At 61.0% G+C, this 17,380-nt stretch carries 15 protein-coding genes; 9 read left to right on the plus strand and 6 right to left on the minus strand.

Annotated elements, in window-relative coordinates; translation table 11 throughout:
* Window positions 1-19: 19 nt before the first annotated feature.
* Window positions 20-538 (minus strand): glycine cleavage system protein R, encoded by a 519-nt coding sequence (locus tag LCU97_RS12785; RefSeq protein WP_053156254.1) that lies wholly within the window; start codon window positions 536-538, stop codon window positions 20-22.
* A 416-nt stretch (window positions 539-954) separates the two neighbouring features.
* On the opposite strand from LCU97_RS12785, the gene LCU97_RS12790 reads away from it, so the two are divergent.
* A complete protein-coding gene (locus LCU97_RS12790; RefSeq protein ID WP_232776658.1) occupies window positions 955-3,132 on the plus strand; it encodes a malate synthase G in 2,178 nt (725 codons plus the stop codon).
* A 103-nt stretch (window positions 3,133-3,235) separates the two neighbouring features.
* On the opposite strand, the gene LCU97_RS12795 is transcribed toward LCU97_RS12790, so the two are convergent.
* The gene (locus LCU97_RS12795; protein ID WP_053126003.1) at window positions 3,236-3,682 is read right to left on the minus strand and encodes a response regulator; all 447 of its coding nucleotides are present in this window, start codon (window positions 3,680-3,682) and stop codon (window positions 3,236-3,238) included.
* A 258-nt stretch (window positions 3,683-3,940) separates the two neighbouring features.
* Here LCU97_RS12795 and LCU97_RS12800 point away from each other — a divergent pair, with 258 nt between their 5' ends.
* The 8 genes from LCU97_RS12800 (at window position 3,941) to LCU97_RS12835 (ending at window position 13,018) form a co-directional block, all read left to right on the plus strand.
* A complete protein-coding gene (locus LCU97_RS12800; protein ID WP_332875345.1) occupies window positions 3,941-5,875 on the plus strand; it encodes a putative nucleotidyltransferase substrate binding domain-containing protein in 1,935 nt (644 codons plus the stop codon).
* Window positions 5,872-6,579 carry a 3'-5' exonuclease gene (locus LCU97_RS12805; protein ID WP_232776663.1) on the plus strand — a complete coding sequence of 236 codons (708 nt, stop codon included), beginning with the start codon at window positions 5,872-5,874 and terminating at the stop codon, window positions 6,577-6,579. Before LCU97_RS12800 ends, LCU97_RS12805 begins: the two co-directional genes overlap by 4 nt.
* A gap of 231 nt (window positions 6,580-6,810) precedes the next feature.
* Window positions 6,811-7,329 carry an RNA polymerase sigma factor gene (locus tag LCU97_RS12810; RefSeq protein WP_053156243.1) on the plus strand — a complete coding sequence of 173 codons (519 nt, stop codon included), beginning with the start codon at window positions 6,811-6,813 and terminating at the stop codon, window positions 7,327-7,329.
* On the plus strand, window positions 7,326-8,306 hold the full coding sequence (locus tag LCU97_RS12815) for a FecR domain-containing protein (RefSeq protein WP_053156240.1): 981 nt from the start codon (window positions 7,326-7,328) through the stop codon (window positions 8,304-8,306). The genes LCU97_RS12810 and LCU97_RS12815 overlap by 4 nt, the downstream gene beginning before the upstream one ends.
* A gap of 161 nt (window positions 8,307-8,467) precedes the next feature.
* Window positions 8,468-10,906 (plus strand): TonB-dependent siderophore receptor, encoded by a 2,439-nt coding sequence (locus LCU97_RS12820; protein WP_232776666.1) that lies wholly within the window; start codon window positions 8,468-8,470, stop codon window positions 10,904-10,906.
* A 93-nt stretch (window positions 10,907-10,999) separates the two neighbouring features.
* The gene (locus LCU97_RS12825; RefSeq protein ID WP_232776668.1) at window positions 11,000-12,130 is read left to right on the plus strand and encodes a PepSY-associated TM helix domain-containing protein; all 1,131 of its coding nucleotides are present in this window, start codon (window positions 11,000-11,002) and stop codon (window positions 12,128-12,130) included.
* Window positions 12,127-12,306: a hypothetical protein gene (locus LCU97_RS12830; protein WP_053156232.1), complete on the plus strand. Its 180-nt coding sequence runs from the start codon at window positions 12,127-12,129 to the stop codon at window positions 12,304-12,306. The genes LCU97_RS12825 and LCU97_RS12830 overlap by 4 nt, the downstream gene beginning before the upstream one ends.
* An 82-nt stretch (window positions 12,307-12,388) precedes the next feature.
* Window positions 12,389-13,018 (plus strand): glutathione S-transferase, encoded by a 630-nt coding sequence (locus LCU97_RS12835; RefSeq protein ID WP_232776670.1) that lies wholly within the window; start codon window positions 12,389-12,391, stop codon window positions 13,016-13,018.
* Between the two features lie 181 nt (window positions 13,019-13,199).
* Here LCU97_RS12835 and creD read toward each other — a convergent pair whose 3' ends face one another.
* The 4 genes from creD to rloA2 form a co-directional block, all read right to left on the minus strand.
* Window positions 13,200-14,573, minus strand: a complete 1,374-nt coding sequence (gene creD, locus LCU97_RS12840; protein ID WP_053156226.1) for a cell envelope integrity protein CreD — start codon at window positions 14,571-14,573, stop codon at window positions 13,200-13,202.
* Window positions 14,574-14,696: 123 nt separating this feature from the next.
* Entirely contained in the window at window positions 14,697-16,115 is a 1,419-nt protein-coding gene (gene creC / locus LCU97_RS12845; protein ID WP_232776672.1) for a two-component system sensor histidine kinase CreC, read from the minus strand.
* Window positions 16,115-16,795: a two-component system response regulator CreB gene (creB, locus tag LCU97_RS12850; RefSeq protein ID WP_232776675.1), complete on the minus strand. Its 681-nt coding sequence runs from the start codon at window positions 16,793-16,795 to the stop codon at window positions 16,115-16,117. Before creB ends, creC begins: the two co-directional genes overlap by 1 nt.
* A gap of 69 nt (window positions 16,796-16,864) precedes the next feature.
* The gene (rloA2, locus tag LCU97_RS12855; RefSeq protein WP_232776677.1) at window positions 16,865-17,371 is read right to left on the minus strand and encodes a retropepsin-like aspartic peptidase RloA2; all 507 of its coding nucleotides are present in this window, start codon (window positions 17,369-17,371) and stop codon (window positions 16,865-16,867) included.
* Window positions 17,372-17,380 lie beyond the last annotated feature (9 nt).

Raw genomic sequence — 17,380 nt, forward strand, 5'->3', positions numbered from 1 at the left:
TTTCCTTGGATAACCGGCCTTACCCTTCATCGCTGAACTTGAGTTCCACCATTAACTCGTCGGCAAGGGTTTCCAGACGTTCTTGCAAGGTATCCAGCGACAGGGTCAAGGGCACCCCGAGGATGGCCTCGGCATGGAACAGCAATTCACTGCTCATCGGCGCCGGGCGCACGTGTGTCACCAACCGCTCGACATTCACGCCCTGCTCGCTCAGCAATCGGGTGATGTCCCGCACGATACCCGGGCGATCATTGCCCACCAGTTCCATGGCGATGGGTTTCCAGGTGCAGGACTCTTCAACCGCACTTTCAGCGATCAGCACTCGAATGCCATGGGTCGACAGTTCCTGCAGGGCTTCGATCAACTCGGCGTGGGATTCAGCCGGCGCACTGAGGCGCAGGATCCCGGCAAATTGCCCGGCCAGATGCGACATGCGGCTTTCCAGCCAGTTACCGCCATGCTCGGCAATGCACTGGGCAATGCGCTCGACCTGCCCCGGCTTGTCCGGAGCGAAAACGGTAATCACGAGATGGTCCATGGCGCAGCCCTCTTGTTGTGGAAGCAAGAGTATAGGCAGAGCAGTTCCAACCTGTGACAAGTACAAATCGTGTACAACCCTAAAGATTTATATGGAACAATCCATACATTTTTTGAGAACATCTCGTGCTTCGTCGTGACTGTACTGCTTTAGTCGGTCGCGGAACGACGCAATTAGTCTAATTTTCACAACCGCAAGTGATCATGTAGTATGCCTCGGCGCGCACTACATAACGTTGGACCGATGTCTGCTTAAGGCGCAGTCGCATCCCTGAAAAGCCCATCCGCAAGGCTTACTATCCCGCCGCCAGTGATGGCATGTACGGGTTCCGGGGTTTGTGGTTTAAATGTCCCGAGGCTTCATTGTCAAAATCGAAGAGCTGAAAAGCGAAATAGCTGAGCAGAGTGAGGCAAGCAATGACTGAACACGTTCAAGTCGGTGGCCTTAAGGTCGCCAAAGTCCTGTTCGACTTCGTAAATAACGAAGCCATTCCCGGAACCGGCCTCACCGCCGACGTGTTCTGGGCCGGTGCCGACAAGGTCATCCACGACCTGGCGCCGAAGAACAAAGCCCTACTCGCCAAACGCGACGATTTCCAGGCACGCATCGATGCCTGGCACCAGGCCCGTGCCGGCCAGGCCCACGACGCCGTGGCTTACAAAGCCTTCCTGCAAGACATTGGATACCTGCTGCCAGAAGCGGCGGATTTCCAGGCTACGACTCAAAACGTCGACGACGAAATCGCCCGCATGGCCGGCCCGCAGCTGGTGGTGCCGGTGATGAATGCCCGTTTCGCCCTCAACGCCTCGAACGCCCGCTGGGGTTCGCTGTACGACGCGCTGTACGGCACCGATGCCATCAGCGAAGCCGACGGCGCGGAAAAAGGCAAAGGCTACAACAAGGTACGCGGCGACAAGGTCATCGCCTTTGCCCGCGCCTTCCTTGATGAAGCGGCCCCCCTGGCGGCCGGCTCTCACGTCGACTCCACCGCCTATAAAATCGTCGACGGTAAATTGGTCGTCACCCTCAAGGGTGGTAGCAACAGCGGGTTGCGTGACGATGCGCAACTGATCGGCTTTCAGGGCGATGCCTCGGCTCCGGCCGCCGTCCTGCTGAAACACAATGGCCTGCATTTCGAAATCCAGATCGACGCGACCACCCCGATCGGCCAGACCGACGCCGCTGGCGTCAAAGACATCCTGATGGAAGCCGCACTGACCACCATCATGGACTGCGAAGACTCGGTCGCCGCCGTCGATGCCGACGACAAAGTGGTGATCTACCGCAACTGGCTCGGCCTGATGAAGGGTGACCTGTCGGAAGAAGTCGCCAAGGGCGGCCAGACCTTCACCCGGACCATGAACCCCGACCGTGCCTACACTGCCGTCGACGGTTCGAGCCTGACGCTGCACGGGCGTTCGCTGTTGTTCGTGCGCAACGTCGGTCACCTGATGACCATCGACGCGATCCTCGACAAGGATGGCAACGAAGTGCCGGAAGGTATTCTCGATGGCCTGGTCACCAGCCTGGCGGCGATCCACAACCTCAATGGCAACACATCGCGGCGCAACAGCCGTACCGGCTCGGTGTACATCGTCAAACCGAAGATGCACGGTCCGGAAGAAGTGGCATTCACCAACGAGCTGTTCGGCCGCATCGAAGACGTACTGAACCTGCCCCGCAATACCCTCAAGGTCGGCATCATGGACGAGGAGCGCCGTACCACGGTCAACCTCAAGGCCTGTATCAAGGCTGCCAGCGAGCGCGTGGTGTTCATCAACACCGGCTTCCTCGATCGTACCGGCGACGAGATCCACACCTCCATGGAGGCCGGCCCGATGGTGCGCAAGGCCGACATGAAAGCCGAGAAGTGGATCGCGGCGTACGAAAACTGGAACGTCGACATCGGGCTGAGCACCGGCCTGCAAGGTCGCGCGCAGATCGGCAAAGGCATGTGGGCCATGCCCGACCTGATGGCCGCAATGCTCGAACAGAAAATCGCCCATCCGATGGCCGGCGCCAACACCGCCTGGGTGCCATCGCCGACTGCCGCCGCCCTGCACGCATTGCATTACCACAAAATCGACGTATTCGCCCGCCAGGCCGAACTGGCCAAGCGCGCTCGTGCTTCGGTGGACGACATCCTGACCATCCCGCTGGCCGTCAACCCGAACTGGACGCCGGAGCAGATCAAGAACGAACTGGACAACAATGCCCAGGGCATCCTCGGCTATGTGGTGCGCTGGATCGACCAGGGCGTGGGTTGCTCCAAGGTGCCGGACATCAACGACATCGGTCTGATGGAAGACCGTGCGACGCTGCGCATTTCCAGCCAGCACATCGCCAACTGGCTGCGCCACGGTATCGTGACCCAGGATCAGGTGATGGAAAGCCTCAAGCGCATGGCGCCAGTGGTGGACCGTCAGAACGCCGGCGACCCGCTGTACCGTCCGCTGGCGCCGAACTTCGACAGCAACATCGCCTTCCAGGCGGCGGTCGAGCTGGTGATCGAAGGCACCAAGCAGCCCAACGGCTACACCGAGCCGGTGCTGCATCGTCGTCGCCGCCAGTTCAAGGCAGCCAATGGGCTGTGATTGAGTGGTAGCGTTAAGAAAGGGCCCTGATCTTGCGATCAGGGCCCTTTTTATTTGCACAGTTCCTGTGCGAGGAAGCTTTGGTAAAAATCACTACAACTGGCTAGAGATCCATCCCCAACTCATGCTTGACCAACCCCAGCAACTTTTCCGTATCGATGGGCTTGAGCAGGAAATCCACCACGCTCAGGTGCATCGCCTCGATGGCGTCTTTCACGTCGGCATCGCCAGACACGATGATGATCGGCAGCGCGGCGCGCTCCGACTCGCGCACCAGGCGAACCAGTTCCAGGCCATCGACATTGCCCATGCGAAGGTCAGTGATCAGTAACCCGATCGACGGCTTGGTCTCCAACATCTTGAGCGCGGTTTCACCACTGGCCGCAGTCATGCAGTGGATGCCGTCCAATGCCAGGATTTCCGACAACAACTCGCGGGCGTCCTTATCGTCATCGACAATCAGGACGCGCTGCGGCGGCAGGTCAGGTTCCAGCATGACGGCACTCAGCGCCTCGCGCTCGGCATCACTCAAAATATCGTGGTCGGACATGGTGCTCTCTACGTTCTATAAATCGATCCCCTGGCACAGTGGTCAGACATCGTTCGGCAGCGCTTCAATGTGCACTTCGTCGGATTTTTTTCCAAGAAACTTTGATGAAGTTTTTTTCAGCGTCCTGGGTGAGATGGTTCCGTCATTCCGGCGCAACGTCGGGACCTAGACTTACGTCCAATGGGCACTCCACTCGCAGAGGTCGACCATGGGGAACAGATCCGACCACAACAATTCAAAAAAGATTGCGCAATGGTTATGAAAAAAGCGGACGCCTTCATCCAGGCAGGGAAAACCGCGGTGTTACAGAACATTCAGGGCACGTTGCAGTTTCTCCAGCGCTTCCCCCCGTTCAACCAGATGGAAAACGCTCACCTGGCTTATCTGGTGGAACAATGCCTGCTACGTTTCTACGCACCGGGCGAAACCATTATCAAACCGGCCGACGGCCCGGTGGAGCATTTCTACATCGTCAAGCAGGGCCGGGTGGTAGGGGAACGCCCGCATTCGGCAAAGGGTGGCACCGAGACTACGTTCGAGATCACTACCGGCGAGTGTTTTCCCCTCGCTGCATTGCTTGGCGAACGGGCTACCCGAACCGAGCACAGGGCAGGTGAAGACACCTTCTGCCTGCAGTTGAACAAGCAGGCCTTCATCAAGTTGTTCGCCTTGTCCAGCCCGTTCCGGGATTTCGCCCTGCGCGGGGTCAGCAGCCTGCTCGACCAGGTCAACCAACAAGTCCAACAGAAGTCCGCGCAAACCCTGGGCACCCAGTACTCGCTCAACACACGCCTGGGTGAGCTGGCGATGCGTCATCCGGTCAGCTGCAGCCCGCAGACGCCGCTGCGTGAAGCGGTCAAGCTGATGCACGAGCAGCAGGTCGGCAGCATCGTGGTGGTGGATGAACAGAAAGCGCCGGTGGGGATCTTCACCCTGCGCGACCTGCGCCATGTGGTGGCCGACGGTACCGGGGATTTTTCCCAAGCCATCGCCGAGCACATGACCCAGACACCGTTTTACCTGACACCGGATCACAGTGCCTTCGACGCCGCCATCGCCATGACCGAACGCCACATCGCCCATGTCTGCCTGGTCAAGGAGCATCGTCTGTGCGGTGTAGTGTCGGAGCGCGACCTGTTTTCGCTGCAACGGGTCGATCTGGTTCACTTGGCACGGACCATTCGCAACGCTCCACGCGTAGATAACCTGGTCAGCCTGCGCGGTGAAATCGGCCAACTGGTGGAGCGCATGCTGGCCCACGGTGCATCTTCAACCCAGATCACCCATATCATCACCTTGCTCAATGACCACACCGTATGCCGGGTCATCGAGCTGACCCTGGCTGACAAAGGCGACCCGGGCGTGCCGTTCAGCTGGTTGTGTTTCGGCAGTGAAGGCCGTCGGGAACAGACCCTGCACACCGACCAGGACAACGGCATTCTTTTCGAAGCCCGGGATGCGGCCCATGCGGCGCAGATTCGGGGCCTCCTGTTGCCCATCGCCCAGCAGATCAACCAGAGCCTGGCGCTCTGCGGCTTCACCCTGTGCAAAGGCAATATCATGGCCGGCAACCCGGAACTGTGCCTGTCCCGTGCCGAATGGGCCCGTCGCTTCGCGGCGTTCATTCGCGAAGCGACGCCGGAAAACCTGCTGGGCTCGAGCATCTATTTCGATTTGCGGGTGGTGTGGGGCGATGAGCAGGGTTGTGAACAATTACGCCGACAGATACTCGACCAAGTGGCCGATAATCGCCTGTTTCAACGCATGATGGCCGATAACGCGTTGCGTCACCGACCGCCAGTGGGACGCTTCAGGGATTTCGTGCTGAGTCGCAAGAATGGTGAAAAAGCAACCCTCGACCTGAAAGTGCAGGGCCTGACCCCCTTTGTCGATGGGGCCCGCCTGCTGGCCCTGGCCAATGGCATCGAGGCCAACAACACGCTGGAACGCCTGCGGCAACTGGTTGCCAAGGGCGTGATTGAAGCGCTTGATGGCGCGGCCTATGAAGAGGCCTATCACTTCATCCAGCAGACCCGCATGCAACAACACCAATTGCAGACCCGCGAAAACCTGCCTTATTCCAACCGCGTCGACCCCGACAACCTCAACCATCTGGACCGTCGCATCCTGCGTGAATCCTTACGCCAGGCCCAGCGCTTACAAAGCAGCCTGACGCTGAGGTATCAGCTGTGAACCTGTTTTCCTGGCTGCGCCCGGCCCCGCCCCTGCTGCCGGACGCCTTGCAGCGGCGTCTGGAAAACCTGCCCGTGCCCTCGCCCCTGGGTGAATGCAGCCTGCGAGAACAGCGTTGGGTGGTGATGGACCTGGAAACCACCGGCCTGAATCTGAATAAGGATCAGGTGTTGTCCATCGGCGCCGTGGTGATCGAAGACGGCGCCATCGACTTCAGCCAGCAGTTCGAACGCACCCTGCAGTGTGACAAGGAAAAACTGGGGCCAAGCGTGTTGATCCATGGCCTGGCACCCAGCGCGATTGCCGCCGGCAGCGATCCGGCCGAGGCGCTGTTGGCGTTCATGGAGTTTGTGGGTGACAGCCCATTGATGGCCTTTCATGCACCCTTCGATGCCCACATGCTCGGACGGGCCTTGAAGGATTACCTGGGTTACCGCTTGCAGCATCCGTTCCTGGATGTGGCGGACCTGGCGCCGATGCTGTGCCCCCAGGCCAGCCTGCGCAAAGCGGGACTGGACGACTGGATCGGCTGGTTCAAGCTTGAGGTGCAGGAGCGCCATAACGCCAGCGCCGACGCGCTGGCCACCGCCGAGCTGGCGCTGATCCTGTTCAGCCGCGCTCGCCAGCAACAAATCCAGAGTCCGCTGGACCTGCAGCAGCGCCTGGGCCAATGGAAACGGCGACAACAGGCCCCTTCGCTTTGACCTGAGCTGACGAACACGGAGCGCTTGTGTGAGCGAGCCTGCTCGCGATGGCATCGCCCCGGTCCGACAGGCATACCGGGTTGTCCGCATCGCGAGCAGGCTCGCTCCCACAAGGGGCCGGCCCTCATGCAGGATGTGCAACACCACCCGACCAGCGCCAATTGCTTTCCCGCCCCCGCCTCTGCCACAATCGCGAACAATTCTCGTTACTTAAAACATCGGTGATACTCCGTGTCCTCAATTCCTGGCCCCCACAGTGATCTGGTTGGTGCGTTGTACCGTGACCATCGCGGCTGGCTATTGAGTTGGTTGCGGCGCAACGTGGCTTGTCCACAGCGGGCGGAGGATTTGAGCCAGGATACGTTCGTGCGCCTGCTGGGCCGCGAGGAATTCAAGACTCCCCGCGAACCCCGGGCATTCCTGGTTGCCATCGCCAAGGGCCTGCTGTTCGATTACTTCCGTCGGGCGGCGTTGGAACAGGCTTACCTCACCGAACTGATGCTGATTCCCGAAGACGAACAGCCGTCGCTGGAAGAACAGCAACTGATCCTCGAAGACCTCAAGCACATCGATCGTCTGCTCGGCCAGTTGTCGAGCAAGGCCCGGGCCGCCTTCCTTTATAACCGCCTCGACGGCCTCGGCCATGCCGAGATCGCTGAGCGCCTGGGGGTTTCGGTTCCGAGGGTGCGTCAGTACCTGGCCCAGGGCATGCGCCAGTGCTACATCGCACTGTATGGGGAGCCGACATGAGCCCGGCCCATTCCAAACCGGTGTCCTCCAAAGTCCTGGATACGGCCATCGCCTGGCAATTGTCCCTGGATTCAGGCAGCGGCAGCCCTCAGGATCGCGAGGCGTTCGCGCAATGGCACGCCGCCGACGAAGAACATGCCCGGGCCTGGCAGCAACTGGGCATGCTGGATCAGCGTTTCAGTGTTGCCAGCGGCCCCGCACGGGCCGCGCTGCTGCAATCGAGAGTGAGCATCCGGCGTCGGCTGCGCAAGGCAGGCAGCGGCCTGGCCAGTATTGTCGCGGTCATCGGCCTGGCACTGTTCGCCGGGGAGCGTTTCCTGCCGCTGGATTACTGGCTGGCCGACCAGCGCACCGCCACCGGCGAACAGCGCACCTTGCGCCTGGCCGATGGCACGCTGATCAACCTCAACACCCACAGCGCGCTGAATGTGCGCTTCGACGACCAGCAACGGCGCATCGTCCTCCAGGAAGGCGAGATCCTGGTGGAGACCGGCCACAACGACCCCCGTCCGTTCATCGTCGAAACCCGCGAAGGCAGCCTGCGTGCCCTGGGCACACGGTTCCTGGTCAAGCGCGAAGAAGACGCCACGCGCCTGAGTGTTTTGCAATCCGCCGTGGCGGCCCATCCCCAGGCATCGGCGCAGGAACAGATCCTGCGCGAAGGTCAGCAAGTGTTGATGCGTCGCGATGGCTTCGGATCGACGCAGGCGTTGCCCCTCGGCGCCGATGCCTGGACCCGAGGGATGCTGGTGGTGGACAACGCCCGCCTCGGGGACCTGGTCGATGAGCTGGGCCGCTACCGCCGTGGCTACCTGGGCGTTGCGCCACAGGTGGCCGACCTGCGCATCACCGGCAGCTTCCCGCTGCACGACACCGACCTGGCCCTGGCCGCGCTGCTGCCGACCTTACCGGTGCAGATCGAGCATCACACACGGTGGTGGGTGAAGGTGGGGCCGAGGACTGGGGTCAAGCCCTGAGAGGACTTTCTGTCAGGCAAGCCGTCTTCGCGAAGAGGCCCCTTGGCCTCCCCACAAAAATCCAGACCTGAATCTAAATTATTTTCATCCACCCCTATCACTTTTCAATTTTCATCCGGCATCCAGGCAATTGAGAAATATTTCCATTCAGGAGTCGCCGTATGTCCCGTCCGCTAGACACCCTGTTGCGCCCCAGCCTGTTGGCCGTTGCCATTGCCTTTGCCGCCCCGTTGGCCAGCGGCCCGTTGCTGGCAGCCGAACAGGCTTCCAGCGTGCGCGCCTACAACCTGCCTTCCGCGCCATTGGCCAGCACCCTTAACCAGATTGCCAGCCAGGCCGGCCTCGCCTTGAGTCTGAACCCTTCCCTGGTTTCGGGTAAGCATTCGGCTCCGGTCCAGGGCCAGTTCGATGCCATCGGCGCATTGCGTGAAGCCTTGCGCGGCACCGGCCTGCAACTGGAACAGAGCAGCGCCGGCACCTACAGCCTGGCCGCCGTGCCCGAAGGCATCATGGCCCTGCCGGAAACCAGCGTGATCGGCGCCGGTATCGGAGAAACCGCGTGGGGCCCGACCGAAGGTTATGCGGTCACCCGCACCGCCGCCGGCACCAAGACCGATACTCCGATTGTCGAACTGCCACGCTCGGTTTCCGTGGTCACGCGCCAGCAAATGGAAGACCGCTCCGTCCTCAACCTCAACGATGCCCTACGCTACACCGCTGGCGTGCAGAGCAGCGGCTACGGCTCGGACTCGCGAAACGACTGGTTGTTGGTACGCGGCTTCGTGCCGACCCAGTTCCTCGATGGCCTGCCATTGCCCAAGGGCAACTACGTGACGCCGAAAATCGAGACCTGGAACCTGGAACGCATCGCCGTGTTGCGCGGCCCGGCCTCCTCGGTCTACGGCCAGACGCCACCGGGCGGCATGCTGGACATGGTCAGCCGTCGCCCACAGGCCGAGAGCAGTCATGAAGTGGAAGTACAGGCCGGCAGCTACGAGCACAAGCAGATCAATTTCGACAGCACCGGCAAGGTCGATGACGAAGGCCAGTTCCTTTATCGGGTCAGCGGCACCGTGCGCGACAGCAATTCCCAGGTCGATCACATTCCGGACAAGCGCTACAACCTCGCGCCGAGCCTGACCTGGAACATCAACGACGACACTCGCCTGACCTTGCTGTCCCAGTTCACCCGCGACGACACCGGTATTACCGGGCAATTCCTGCCATTGCAGGGCACCAAGCTGTCTTCGCCGGCGGGCAAGATTTCCCATCACAAGAACCTGGGGGATCCGGAGTGGGAATTCTATGACCGTACCTACTACGCACTTGGCTACGCGTTCGAACATCGCCTGAACGATACCTGGCAGTTCCGTCAGAACCTGCGCTATACCAAGAGCGACCTGGAGACCCAGGGCATCTCCGCTGGCGGACAATTCTGGCCAGCGGGGCCTGACGAGGCGGTAAGCGCCGATGGCACCATCAAGCGCAGCGCCAGTGTCATCGATGAAGACATCAGCCAGTTCGCTGTGGATAACAACTTCCAGGCCGACTTCCAAACCGGCGTTCTCAGCCACACCTTGCTGCTGGGCCTGGATCACCAGCGCTCGAACAGCAATGCGCGCTGGGACTGGGGCTCAAACGGTGTGCCGACCAGCAACATCCACAACCCGATCTACGGACAGGATTTCTCCAACGTCCAGTACTTCACCATGTATGACTACAACCAGAAGACCAACCAGACCGGCCTCTACATCCAGGACCAGATGGCCCTGGACAACTGGCGCCTGACCCTCGGTGGTCGTGAAGACTGGATCCATACCGGCACCGAGTTCCACAACCTGAACAACGTCACCAACACTCAGCGGGACAAGAAATTCAGCGGCAACGCCGCCCTGAGCTACGTCTTCGATAACGGCGTAACACCTTACATTTCTTTCGCCCAGTCCTTCCAGGCCGCGGCCGGCTCGACGGTCAATAGCACCGATGCGTTCAAACCGACCGAGGGTGAGCAGTACGAGGCCGGGATCAAGTACCAGCCCCCTGGCACCAAGACGTTACTGACCGCCGCAGTGTTCGACCTGACCCAGAAGAACAACGCCGTGAGCGAAAACAACATCACCCGCCAGGTGGGCGAAGTCCAGATCCGAGGCCTGGAGCTGGAAGCGTCGGGTGACGTAACCGACAACCTGAAACTCATCGGTTCCTACACCTACAACGACAGCGAAATCACCAAAGGCACCGCAGCCGAAAAAGGCAAGCGCATGGCCCAGGTGCCGCGCAACCAGGCCACCGCATGGGCCGATTACACCTGGCACAACGGCCTGCTGGATGGCTTCGGCGTGGGAGCAGGCGTGCGTTATGTCGGTGACACCTATGGCAATACCACCAACACCGATTGGGGCCATGTCGGCTCCTACACCGTGTACGACGCCTCGGCCCATTACGACCTGGGCCGCCTGAACAAGACCCTCAAGGGGGTTACGGTGGCGGTGGACGCGAAGAACATCTTCAACAAGGACTACCTGTCCACTTGCGACGGTTTCTATTGCTACTACGGCGACCAACGCAACGTCGTTGCTAGCGTGAATTACAAATGGTAATCGGTTAGCCTTTGCGGCAAACCTTTCGAGGGTCGGCCGTGGCGAGGGATTTTCCTCTCGCCACGGCCGGTCCCTTTTGCATCCGGATCCTTCATGAAAAGCAAAACCATCCGCCGCTGGTCGTTCATCCACACCTGGACCAGCCTGATCTGCACGGTGTTCCTGCTGATGCTGGCGATCACCGGGTTACCGCTGATTTTCCATCATGAAATCGAACACTTGCTGGGCGATGCTCCCGAGTTCCGGGAGATGCCCGTCGACACGCCACACCTGGACCTTCAGCAACTGGTGGAAAAAGCCAAGGCCCATCGTCCGGGTGAAGTGGTCCAGTATTTTGGCTGGGACGAAGACGAACCCAACGGCGTCATCACCATCATGGCGCCGACGCCGGACACCGAGCCCAACGCCTCCCACACCTTCATGCTCGATGCGCGCACTGGCGAAGCCCTGGAAATGCCTTCCGCCAATGGCGGCTTCATGATGGTCATGCTGCGCCTGCACGTGGACATGTTCGCTGGGTTGCCCGGCAAGCTGCTGCTGGCGTTCATGGGGCTGTTGTTCGTGATTGCCATCATTTCCGGCGTGGTCCTGTACCTGCCGTTCATGCGGCGCCTGAAGTTCGCCACGGTGCGCCAGGACAAATCCACCCGCCTGCGCTGGCTCGATCTGCATAACCTGATCGGCGTGGTCACGCTGGTCTGGGCGCTGACCGTAGGCGTCACCGGAGTCATTGCCGCCTGTGCCGACCTGATCATTGCGGCCTGGCGCAACGACAGCCTCAGCGCGATGGTCGAGCCCTACCGCAACGCTCCGCCGCTGACTCAGTTGGCGCCGGCTACCCACCTGCTCGACATCGCCAAGGAAGCCGCGCCAGGCATGGAGCCCAGTTTTATCGCATTCCCCGGCACGCTGTTCTCCAGCCAGCATCACTATGGCGTGTTCATGAAAGGCAACACCCACCTGACCTCCCACCTGCTCACACCGGTATTGATCGACGCCAGCACCCTGCAGGTCACCGCCGTGGCCGAGCGGCCTTGGTACATGGACGTCATGAGCCTGTCCCTGCCCCTGCATTTCGGCGATTACGGCGGCAGGCCCATGCAGATTTTCTGGGCGACCCTCGACGTATTGACCATTATCGTCCTCGGCAGCGGTGTTTATCTGTGGGTAGTGCGGCGCAAAGCAGCCAGACGGGCAACCGTTGGCGCGGAGGTCGCCTCATGAAACCCCGGCAGTCGAGTTTCTGGAAGGTGTTCGGCGCGCCCATTGCCATCGGCGCTCTTTGTGCGGCCGGATTGTTCAGCGCATTGCTGGGCGACGGCCCATGGGACGCGGTGAGTTGGCTGGGGCTGGGCCTTCCTTGTGTATTGGCGATGTGGGGACTGGTCCCCCGTCGCTGAGTCATCCGGCGTGTCCCATTTGCCTTGAGCCCAAGGTAACGCGCTATGCTGCGCAACCAGTCCTATTGACCGAGACGCTGCCATGTCCACACCCAGCATGACGCTGTTCTACAACCCCGCCTCCCCCTTCGTTCGCAAGGTCCTGGTGCTGCTGCACGAAACCGGCCAGCAGGATCGCGTGGGGTTGCAACTCAGCCAGCTCACGCCGGTCAAGCCGGATCGGGCGCTCATCGATGACAACCCGTTGAGCAAGATCCCGGCCTTGCGCCTGGCGAACGGCAGCGTGATCCATGACAGCCGCGTCATCCTCGACTATCTCGACCACCAGCACGTCGGCAATCCGCTGATTCCCCGGGATGGCGCGGCCCGCTGGCGGCGCCTGACCCTGGCTTCCCTGGCCGACGGAATCATGGATGCGGCGGTGATGATCCGCTACGAAACCGCCCTGCGTCCCACGGAAAAACACTGGGACGAATGGCTCGATGCGCAACGGGACAAGATCCGCCGCGCCCTGGGCGTGCTCGAAGCCGAAGCCATTGCAGAACTGGCCAGCCATTTCGATGTGGCGTCCATCAGCGTGGCCTGTGCCTTGGGCTACCTGGACCTGCGCCATCCGGACCTGGAATGGCGCAAGCACAATCCGCAATTGGCGGCTTGGTTTGCCGAGGTGAGCTTGCGGCCTTCGATGGTGGAGACGGTGCCCAGGGTCTAGATCTGCATTGACCGATCCGGCCTCTTCGCGAGCAAGCCCGCTCCCACAGGATCTGCGCCGTCCCTGTGGGAGCGGGCTTGCTCGCGAACGGGCCGACACGGATCCAAAGGAAACAACCCGCAAACCAGCGCCACCAGGGCTTCCCCCAACCGCTGATCCTCACGCAACCCCAACGACCGACTCATTTCACCTCTCCCAGATCGAAGGTCATTGCGGCAGCAGGCTTGGCCCCCACTCCATACCAGTCCAGCTTGCGGGTCAGCACCATGAACACCCCCAACAGGCCGAACAACAGCAGCGAGCCCATCAACAGCGCGTAGTCCTCGGCGCTCAGCAAGCCGTAGAGCAAGGCGTACAGCGCCGCCAGCCCCGCCGAGAAGCCCAGGCCATGGCTCACGCTGCGCAGCACATGGCACACATAGAATCCAATCAGCAGCACACAGGCACTGGCCGACAACAGGTACGCCAGAGCAAAGCCGATGTGCTCCGACAGTGACAACAGCAACAGGTAGAAAAACGCAAGCGCCACGCCCACCAACGCGTACTGGACCGGGTGCACCGCCAGGCTCTTGAGCACTTCGAAGAGGAAGAAACCGGCAAAGGTCAGGGCTACGAACAGCAGCGCATATTTAATCGCCCGATCACTCTTGAGGTACTGATCCACCGGATCGATGAAGCTCACCCCGAAGGCCCGGCTGCGGAAGGTTTCACAGCCTTCGCTCGACACACAGTCCGCCAGCGCTTCTTCGAGGTTGGTGGAAAAGAACGAAGTCTGCCAATCGGCACTGAAACCCTGCTCGTTGATTTCGCGATTGGTCGGCAAGTAATGACCGATGAAGCTGGGGTGCGGCCAGTCGGCGCTCAAGTGCACTTTGCTGGTCTTGCCCACCGGCAAAATCTGTAGCTCGCCAGTGCCTTGCAGGCTCAGGTCGAAACCGAAGGTCAGCTCGGCGACATTCTGGCCGTTGACCATCGGCAACGGCACATGCACCCCCTGCCCCAGCCAGCCAACCCGCGAGCCGGGCAGGAAATCGACGGTCTGTTGGTTGAGCGTCATGGTCAGGGCATTCTCGATACCACGGATGTCGCTGATGCCCACGGTCAGGTAGGGTTCGTCGAAGCGATAATCGGCCACTTCCTTGGCTGACAGACCAAAGCGCTCGGGCACCTTGAAACGGCCATCGATCCGGCTCGCAGCATGGAACAACCGCGCCTCGTAAATACCCCGGGCACGGGTTTCGGTCCGGACCTGACCGTCGAGTTCGAATTGCTCCGGCAGGAAATACAACTCGCCCTTATGCTCGACGGTTTCCAGGAAACGCACACCGGTCTTCTCGTTGGTGTTCCAGACCCGCACGTCCTTGCGAAACGGCACCACAATCATCGGCCCGATGAGCTGCTGGCTATGGCTGGAACTGCTGGCAATCTCCTGCAACACGCCATCACGCAGGGACTGGCGCTCATCGATGAGCCCGCTGATCATCAGCAGCGGGATCATCAGCAAGAGAATCAATAAGGCGATCATGCCCAGTTTTATGGCGAGACTGCGGTTCATGTGGGGCTCTCCCTGTTCGAATGGGGAGAGTCTGGCGAGCTTGTGTGGGGTGTTTATGGGGTGAATGTGGAGATTGTGTGGAGACTGTACGGGACCTGCTCGCGAAGGCCGCACCGCGGAATTTCAAGGCAACCGCAACACCACCTCCACCCCACCCTCGACATTGCCGATCCCGAACTCGCCGCCGTGCAACTGCACCACCTCCTCCACGAAATTGAGCCCCAGGCCGGTGCTCTTGCGACCGCTGTCAGGGCGTGGCAAGGAGTAGAAGCGCTCGCTCAGGCGTGGCAAGGCGTAGTCGGGAATCGGATCGGCCTGGTTGAACAACCGGATTTCGACACGGCTGCCGATACGCTCGGCGCTGAGGCGCAACAGTCCATTGGCAGGTGTGAAGTCCAAGGCGTTGTCGAGCAGATTGCCCAGGGCCTGGCGCAACAGAAAGGCTTCCCCGGTCAGGACCAGGTCACGGGCAATGCGGCATTCGACGTTCAACTGACGACGCTCGATCCAACCACCCCGAGCCTCCAGCAACTCATCGAATAACGCGGCCAGCGGCACGGCGACGACGTCCTCCAACCCTTGGCGCTGCTCGACCTGGGCCAGGTTGAGCAGTCGCTCGATCAGCTGCTGCATGCGTACGCTTTCGTTGTCGATGTTGCTGACGAAACGTTGGTGCTGGGCCGCCGGCATGTCGCTTTGCAGCAGCTCGGCGGCGCCGCGAATCGCCGCCAGCGGGCTCTTAAGTTCGTGGGTCAGGGTATGCACGTAACGCTCGACATACGCCTTACCCTCGAGCTGCGTGCGCATGTGCTCCAGGGCATGGGCCAGCTGTTCGAATTCGCCGCCGCGATAATGCGGCACCTCCACCCGTTGCCCCTGGCTGACGGCCTGGGCATAGCGCGTCAAACGGCGCAGCGCCGAGCTGAGCCACCAGGACAGCAGGGCTCCGAGCACCAGGCCCAGGCCGATCAGCCCCGCGCCATAGAGCAGCAATCGCCGCTCCGTGCGGTCGATATAGGGTTGCAACGAGCTGTTGGGCTTGGCCACGGTGACCACGCCGATGATCCGACCGTTATCGCGGATCGGCGCACCGACATGCATCACCGAGGAGGCCGGGTCATCAGCGATGCTACGGGACGAGCGGGCGCCATACTGACCACGCAGGGTCAGGTAGACGTCGTTCCAGCGCGAGTAGTCCTGGCCCACCGCGACACCGCTGGAGTCGAGCACAACGATGCCCTTGGCATCGGTAACGTAGATACGATGGCTGACCTGGTTCTTCGGCAACCCCCAGATCGTCGCCGCCGGCTGGCGCTCGCCATAGGCCTTGAGCAACTCGGGCCAGCGATTCTGATTGAGGGTGCCGGCCTTGAAATCGTCCCGCAGAATCTCGGCCATCAGATTGGCCGTGTCCACCAGGGTTTCCTCGGTGGACTGACGCACACCGGGGCGGATCTGCTCGATCACCGTGCCGAGCACAAAATACCCGGTCAGGCCGATAAAGAGCACATAGACCAGGAAAATCCGGATCCCCAACGGCATCAGCTGTGCCCCGGACTGTAGCTGTAGCCCAGGCCGCGGTGAGTCTGGATTGGCTCAGCCTCGGCCCTGACCAGGCGAAGCTTGGCGCGTACGCTCTTGATGTGGCTGTCGATGCTGCGCTCGTAGCCGGCATCGCTGGCCACGCCCAGGGCGTCGAGCAATTGTTCGCGACTGAAGACCCGCTCCGGTTGCTCCAGCAGGCAGTTCAGCAAGCGGAATTCATGGCGAGTGAGGTTCAGTGGTTTACCGCGGTAGCTGATCTGCACCCGATCACTGTCCACCTGAAACAAGGCCACGCCCGGCTCCGCGGCAGGCCTGGGCGCCACCCGCTTGAGAATTGCCCGGACCCTGGCCGCCACCTCCCGGGGACTGAACGGTTTGACCACGTAGTCGTCGGCACCGATTTCCAACCCCACCACCCGGTCGATCTCGCCATCCCGAGCTGTCAGAAAGATGACCGGAACCTCGCTGAAACGTCTGAGATTCTTGCAAGTTTCAAAACCGCTGATATCCGGCAGGCCCACATCGAGGATGATCAAGTCCGCCGGGGTGTTTTTCTGGTGCTCCAATGCAGCTGCGCCAAGGCTCACCCAGGTGGTGTCGAAACCCTCGCCTTGCAGCGCAAATACCAGCGTATCGGCAATGGCGGCTTCGTCTTCGACAATCAGAATATGAGGCATGTCTTGCGAGCCCGACAATAAAGTTGCCGGAACGGTGCCCCAACCCTGGGGGCACGTCAATCGGGGAAATCAGCAGTCTGGCTTGTCTGCCGTGAAACGTCGGGCCGGGTTCACCGCCGCACCGAACTCGCGCATGGCCTTGGCACCGATCAACAGGGGGTAATTGAAGCTGCTACGGTCGGTCAGGTTGACCTCCACGGTGCGCTTGACGTTGCCCAGGCACATCTCCAGCTCGACCACCGGACGCTTGCTGGGGGCGATTTTCTCGTCTTCGTCCTCGTCTTCTTCGGAACGGGTCTTGATCTTGCTGATCCGTGCGATTTTGTGCTCGTAGAGCTTGTTACTCGCATCCTTGGTGGCCAGGCGGAACCGCACCCAATCATCACCGTCGCGGGTGAAAGTTTCGATGTCCTTGGCCGACAACGAGGCCGTCAGGGCACCGGTGTCCATCTTGGCCTTGAGCACTTCACCACCGATTTCCGGCAGTGCAATGTATTCGTAGCGACCGTACAGGGTCGGCTCGGCGGCCAGCACTGGAAGGGCTATCAGGGAAAGCAGGGCGAGGATGGATTTCATGTCATGAGG

Source organism: Pseudomonas uvaldensis, assembly GCF_021271205.1.
Classification (GTDB): domain Bacteria; phylum Pseudomonadota; class Gammaproteobacteria; order Pseudomonadales; family Pseudomonadaceae; genus Aquipseudomonas; species Aquipseudomonas uvaldensis.

Coding starts and splice junctions, on each gene's coding strand:
- creB (WP_232776675.1), bottom strand. CDS start 16,795: ATGCCTCATATTCTGATTGTCGAAGACGAAGCCGCCATTGCCGATACG.
- creC (WP_232776672.1), bottom strand. CDS start 16,115: ATGCCGTTGGGGATCCGGATTTTCCTGGTCTATGTGCTCTTTATCGGC.
- LCU97_RS12800 (WP_332875345.1), top strand. CDS start 3,941: ATGAAAAAAGCGGACGCCTTCATCCAGGCAGGGAAAACCGCGGTGTTA.
- LCU97_RS12815 (WP_053156240.1), top strand. CDS start 7,326: ATGAGCCCGGCCCATTCCAAACCGGTGTCCTCCAAAGTCCTGGATACG.
- creD (WP_053156226.1), bottom strand. CDS start 14,573: ATGAACCGCAGTCTCGCCATAAAACTGGGCATGATCGCCTTATTGATT.
- LCU97_RS12830 (WP_053156232.1), top strand. CDS start 12,127: ATGAAACCCCGGCAGTCGAGTTTCTGGAAGGTGTTCGGCGCGCCCATT.
- LCU97_RS12820 (WP_232776666.1), top strand. CDS start 8,468: ATGTCCCGTCCGCTAGACACCCTGTTGCGCCCCAGCCTGTTGGCCGTT.
- LCU97_RS12790 (WP_232776658.1), top strand. CDS start 955: ATGACTGAACACGTTCAAGTCGGTGGCCTTAAGGTCGCCAAAGTCCTG.
- LCU97_RS12785 (WP_053156254.1), bottom strand. CDS start 538: ATGGACCATCTCGTGATTACCGTTTTCGCTCCGGACAAGCCGGGGCAG.
- rloA2 (WP_232776677.1), bottom strand. CDS start 17,371: ATGAAATCCATCCTCGCCCTGCTTTCCCTGATAGCCCTTCCAGTGCTG.
- LCU97_RS12795 (WP_053126003.1), bottom strand. CDS start 3,682: ATGTCCGACCACGATATTTTGAGTGATGCCGAGCGCGAGGCGCTGAGT.
- LCU97_RS12835 (WP_232776670.1), top strand. CDS start 12,389: ATGTCCACACCCAGCATGACGCTGTTCTACAACCCCGCCTCCCCCTTC.
- LCU97_RS12825 (WP_232776668.1), top strand. CDS start 11,000: ATGAAAAGCAAAACCATCCGCCGCTGGTCGTTCATCCACACCTGGACC.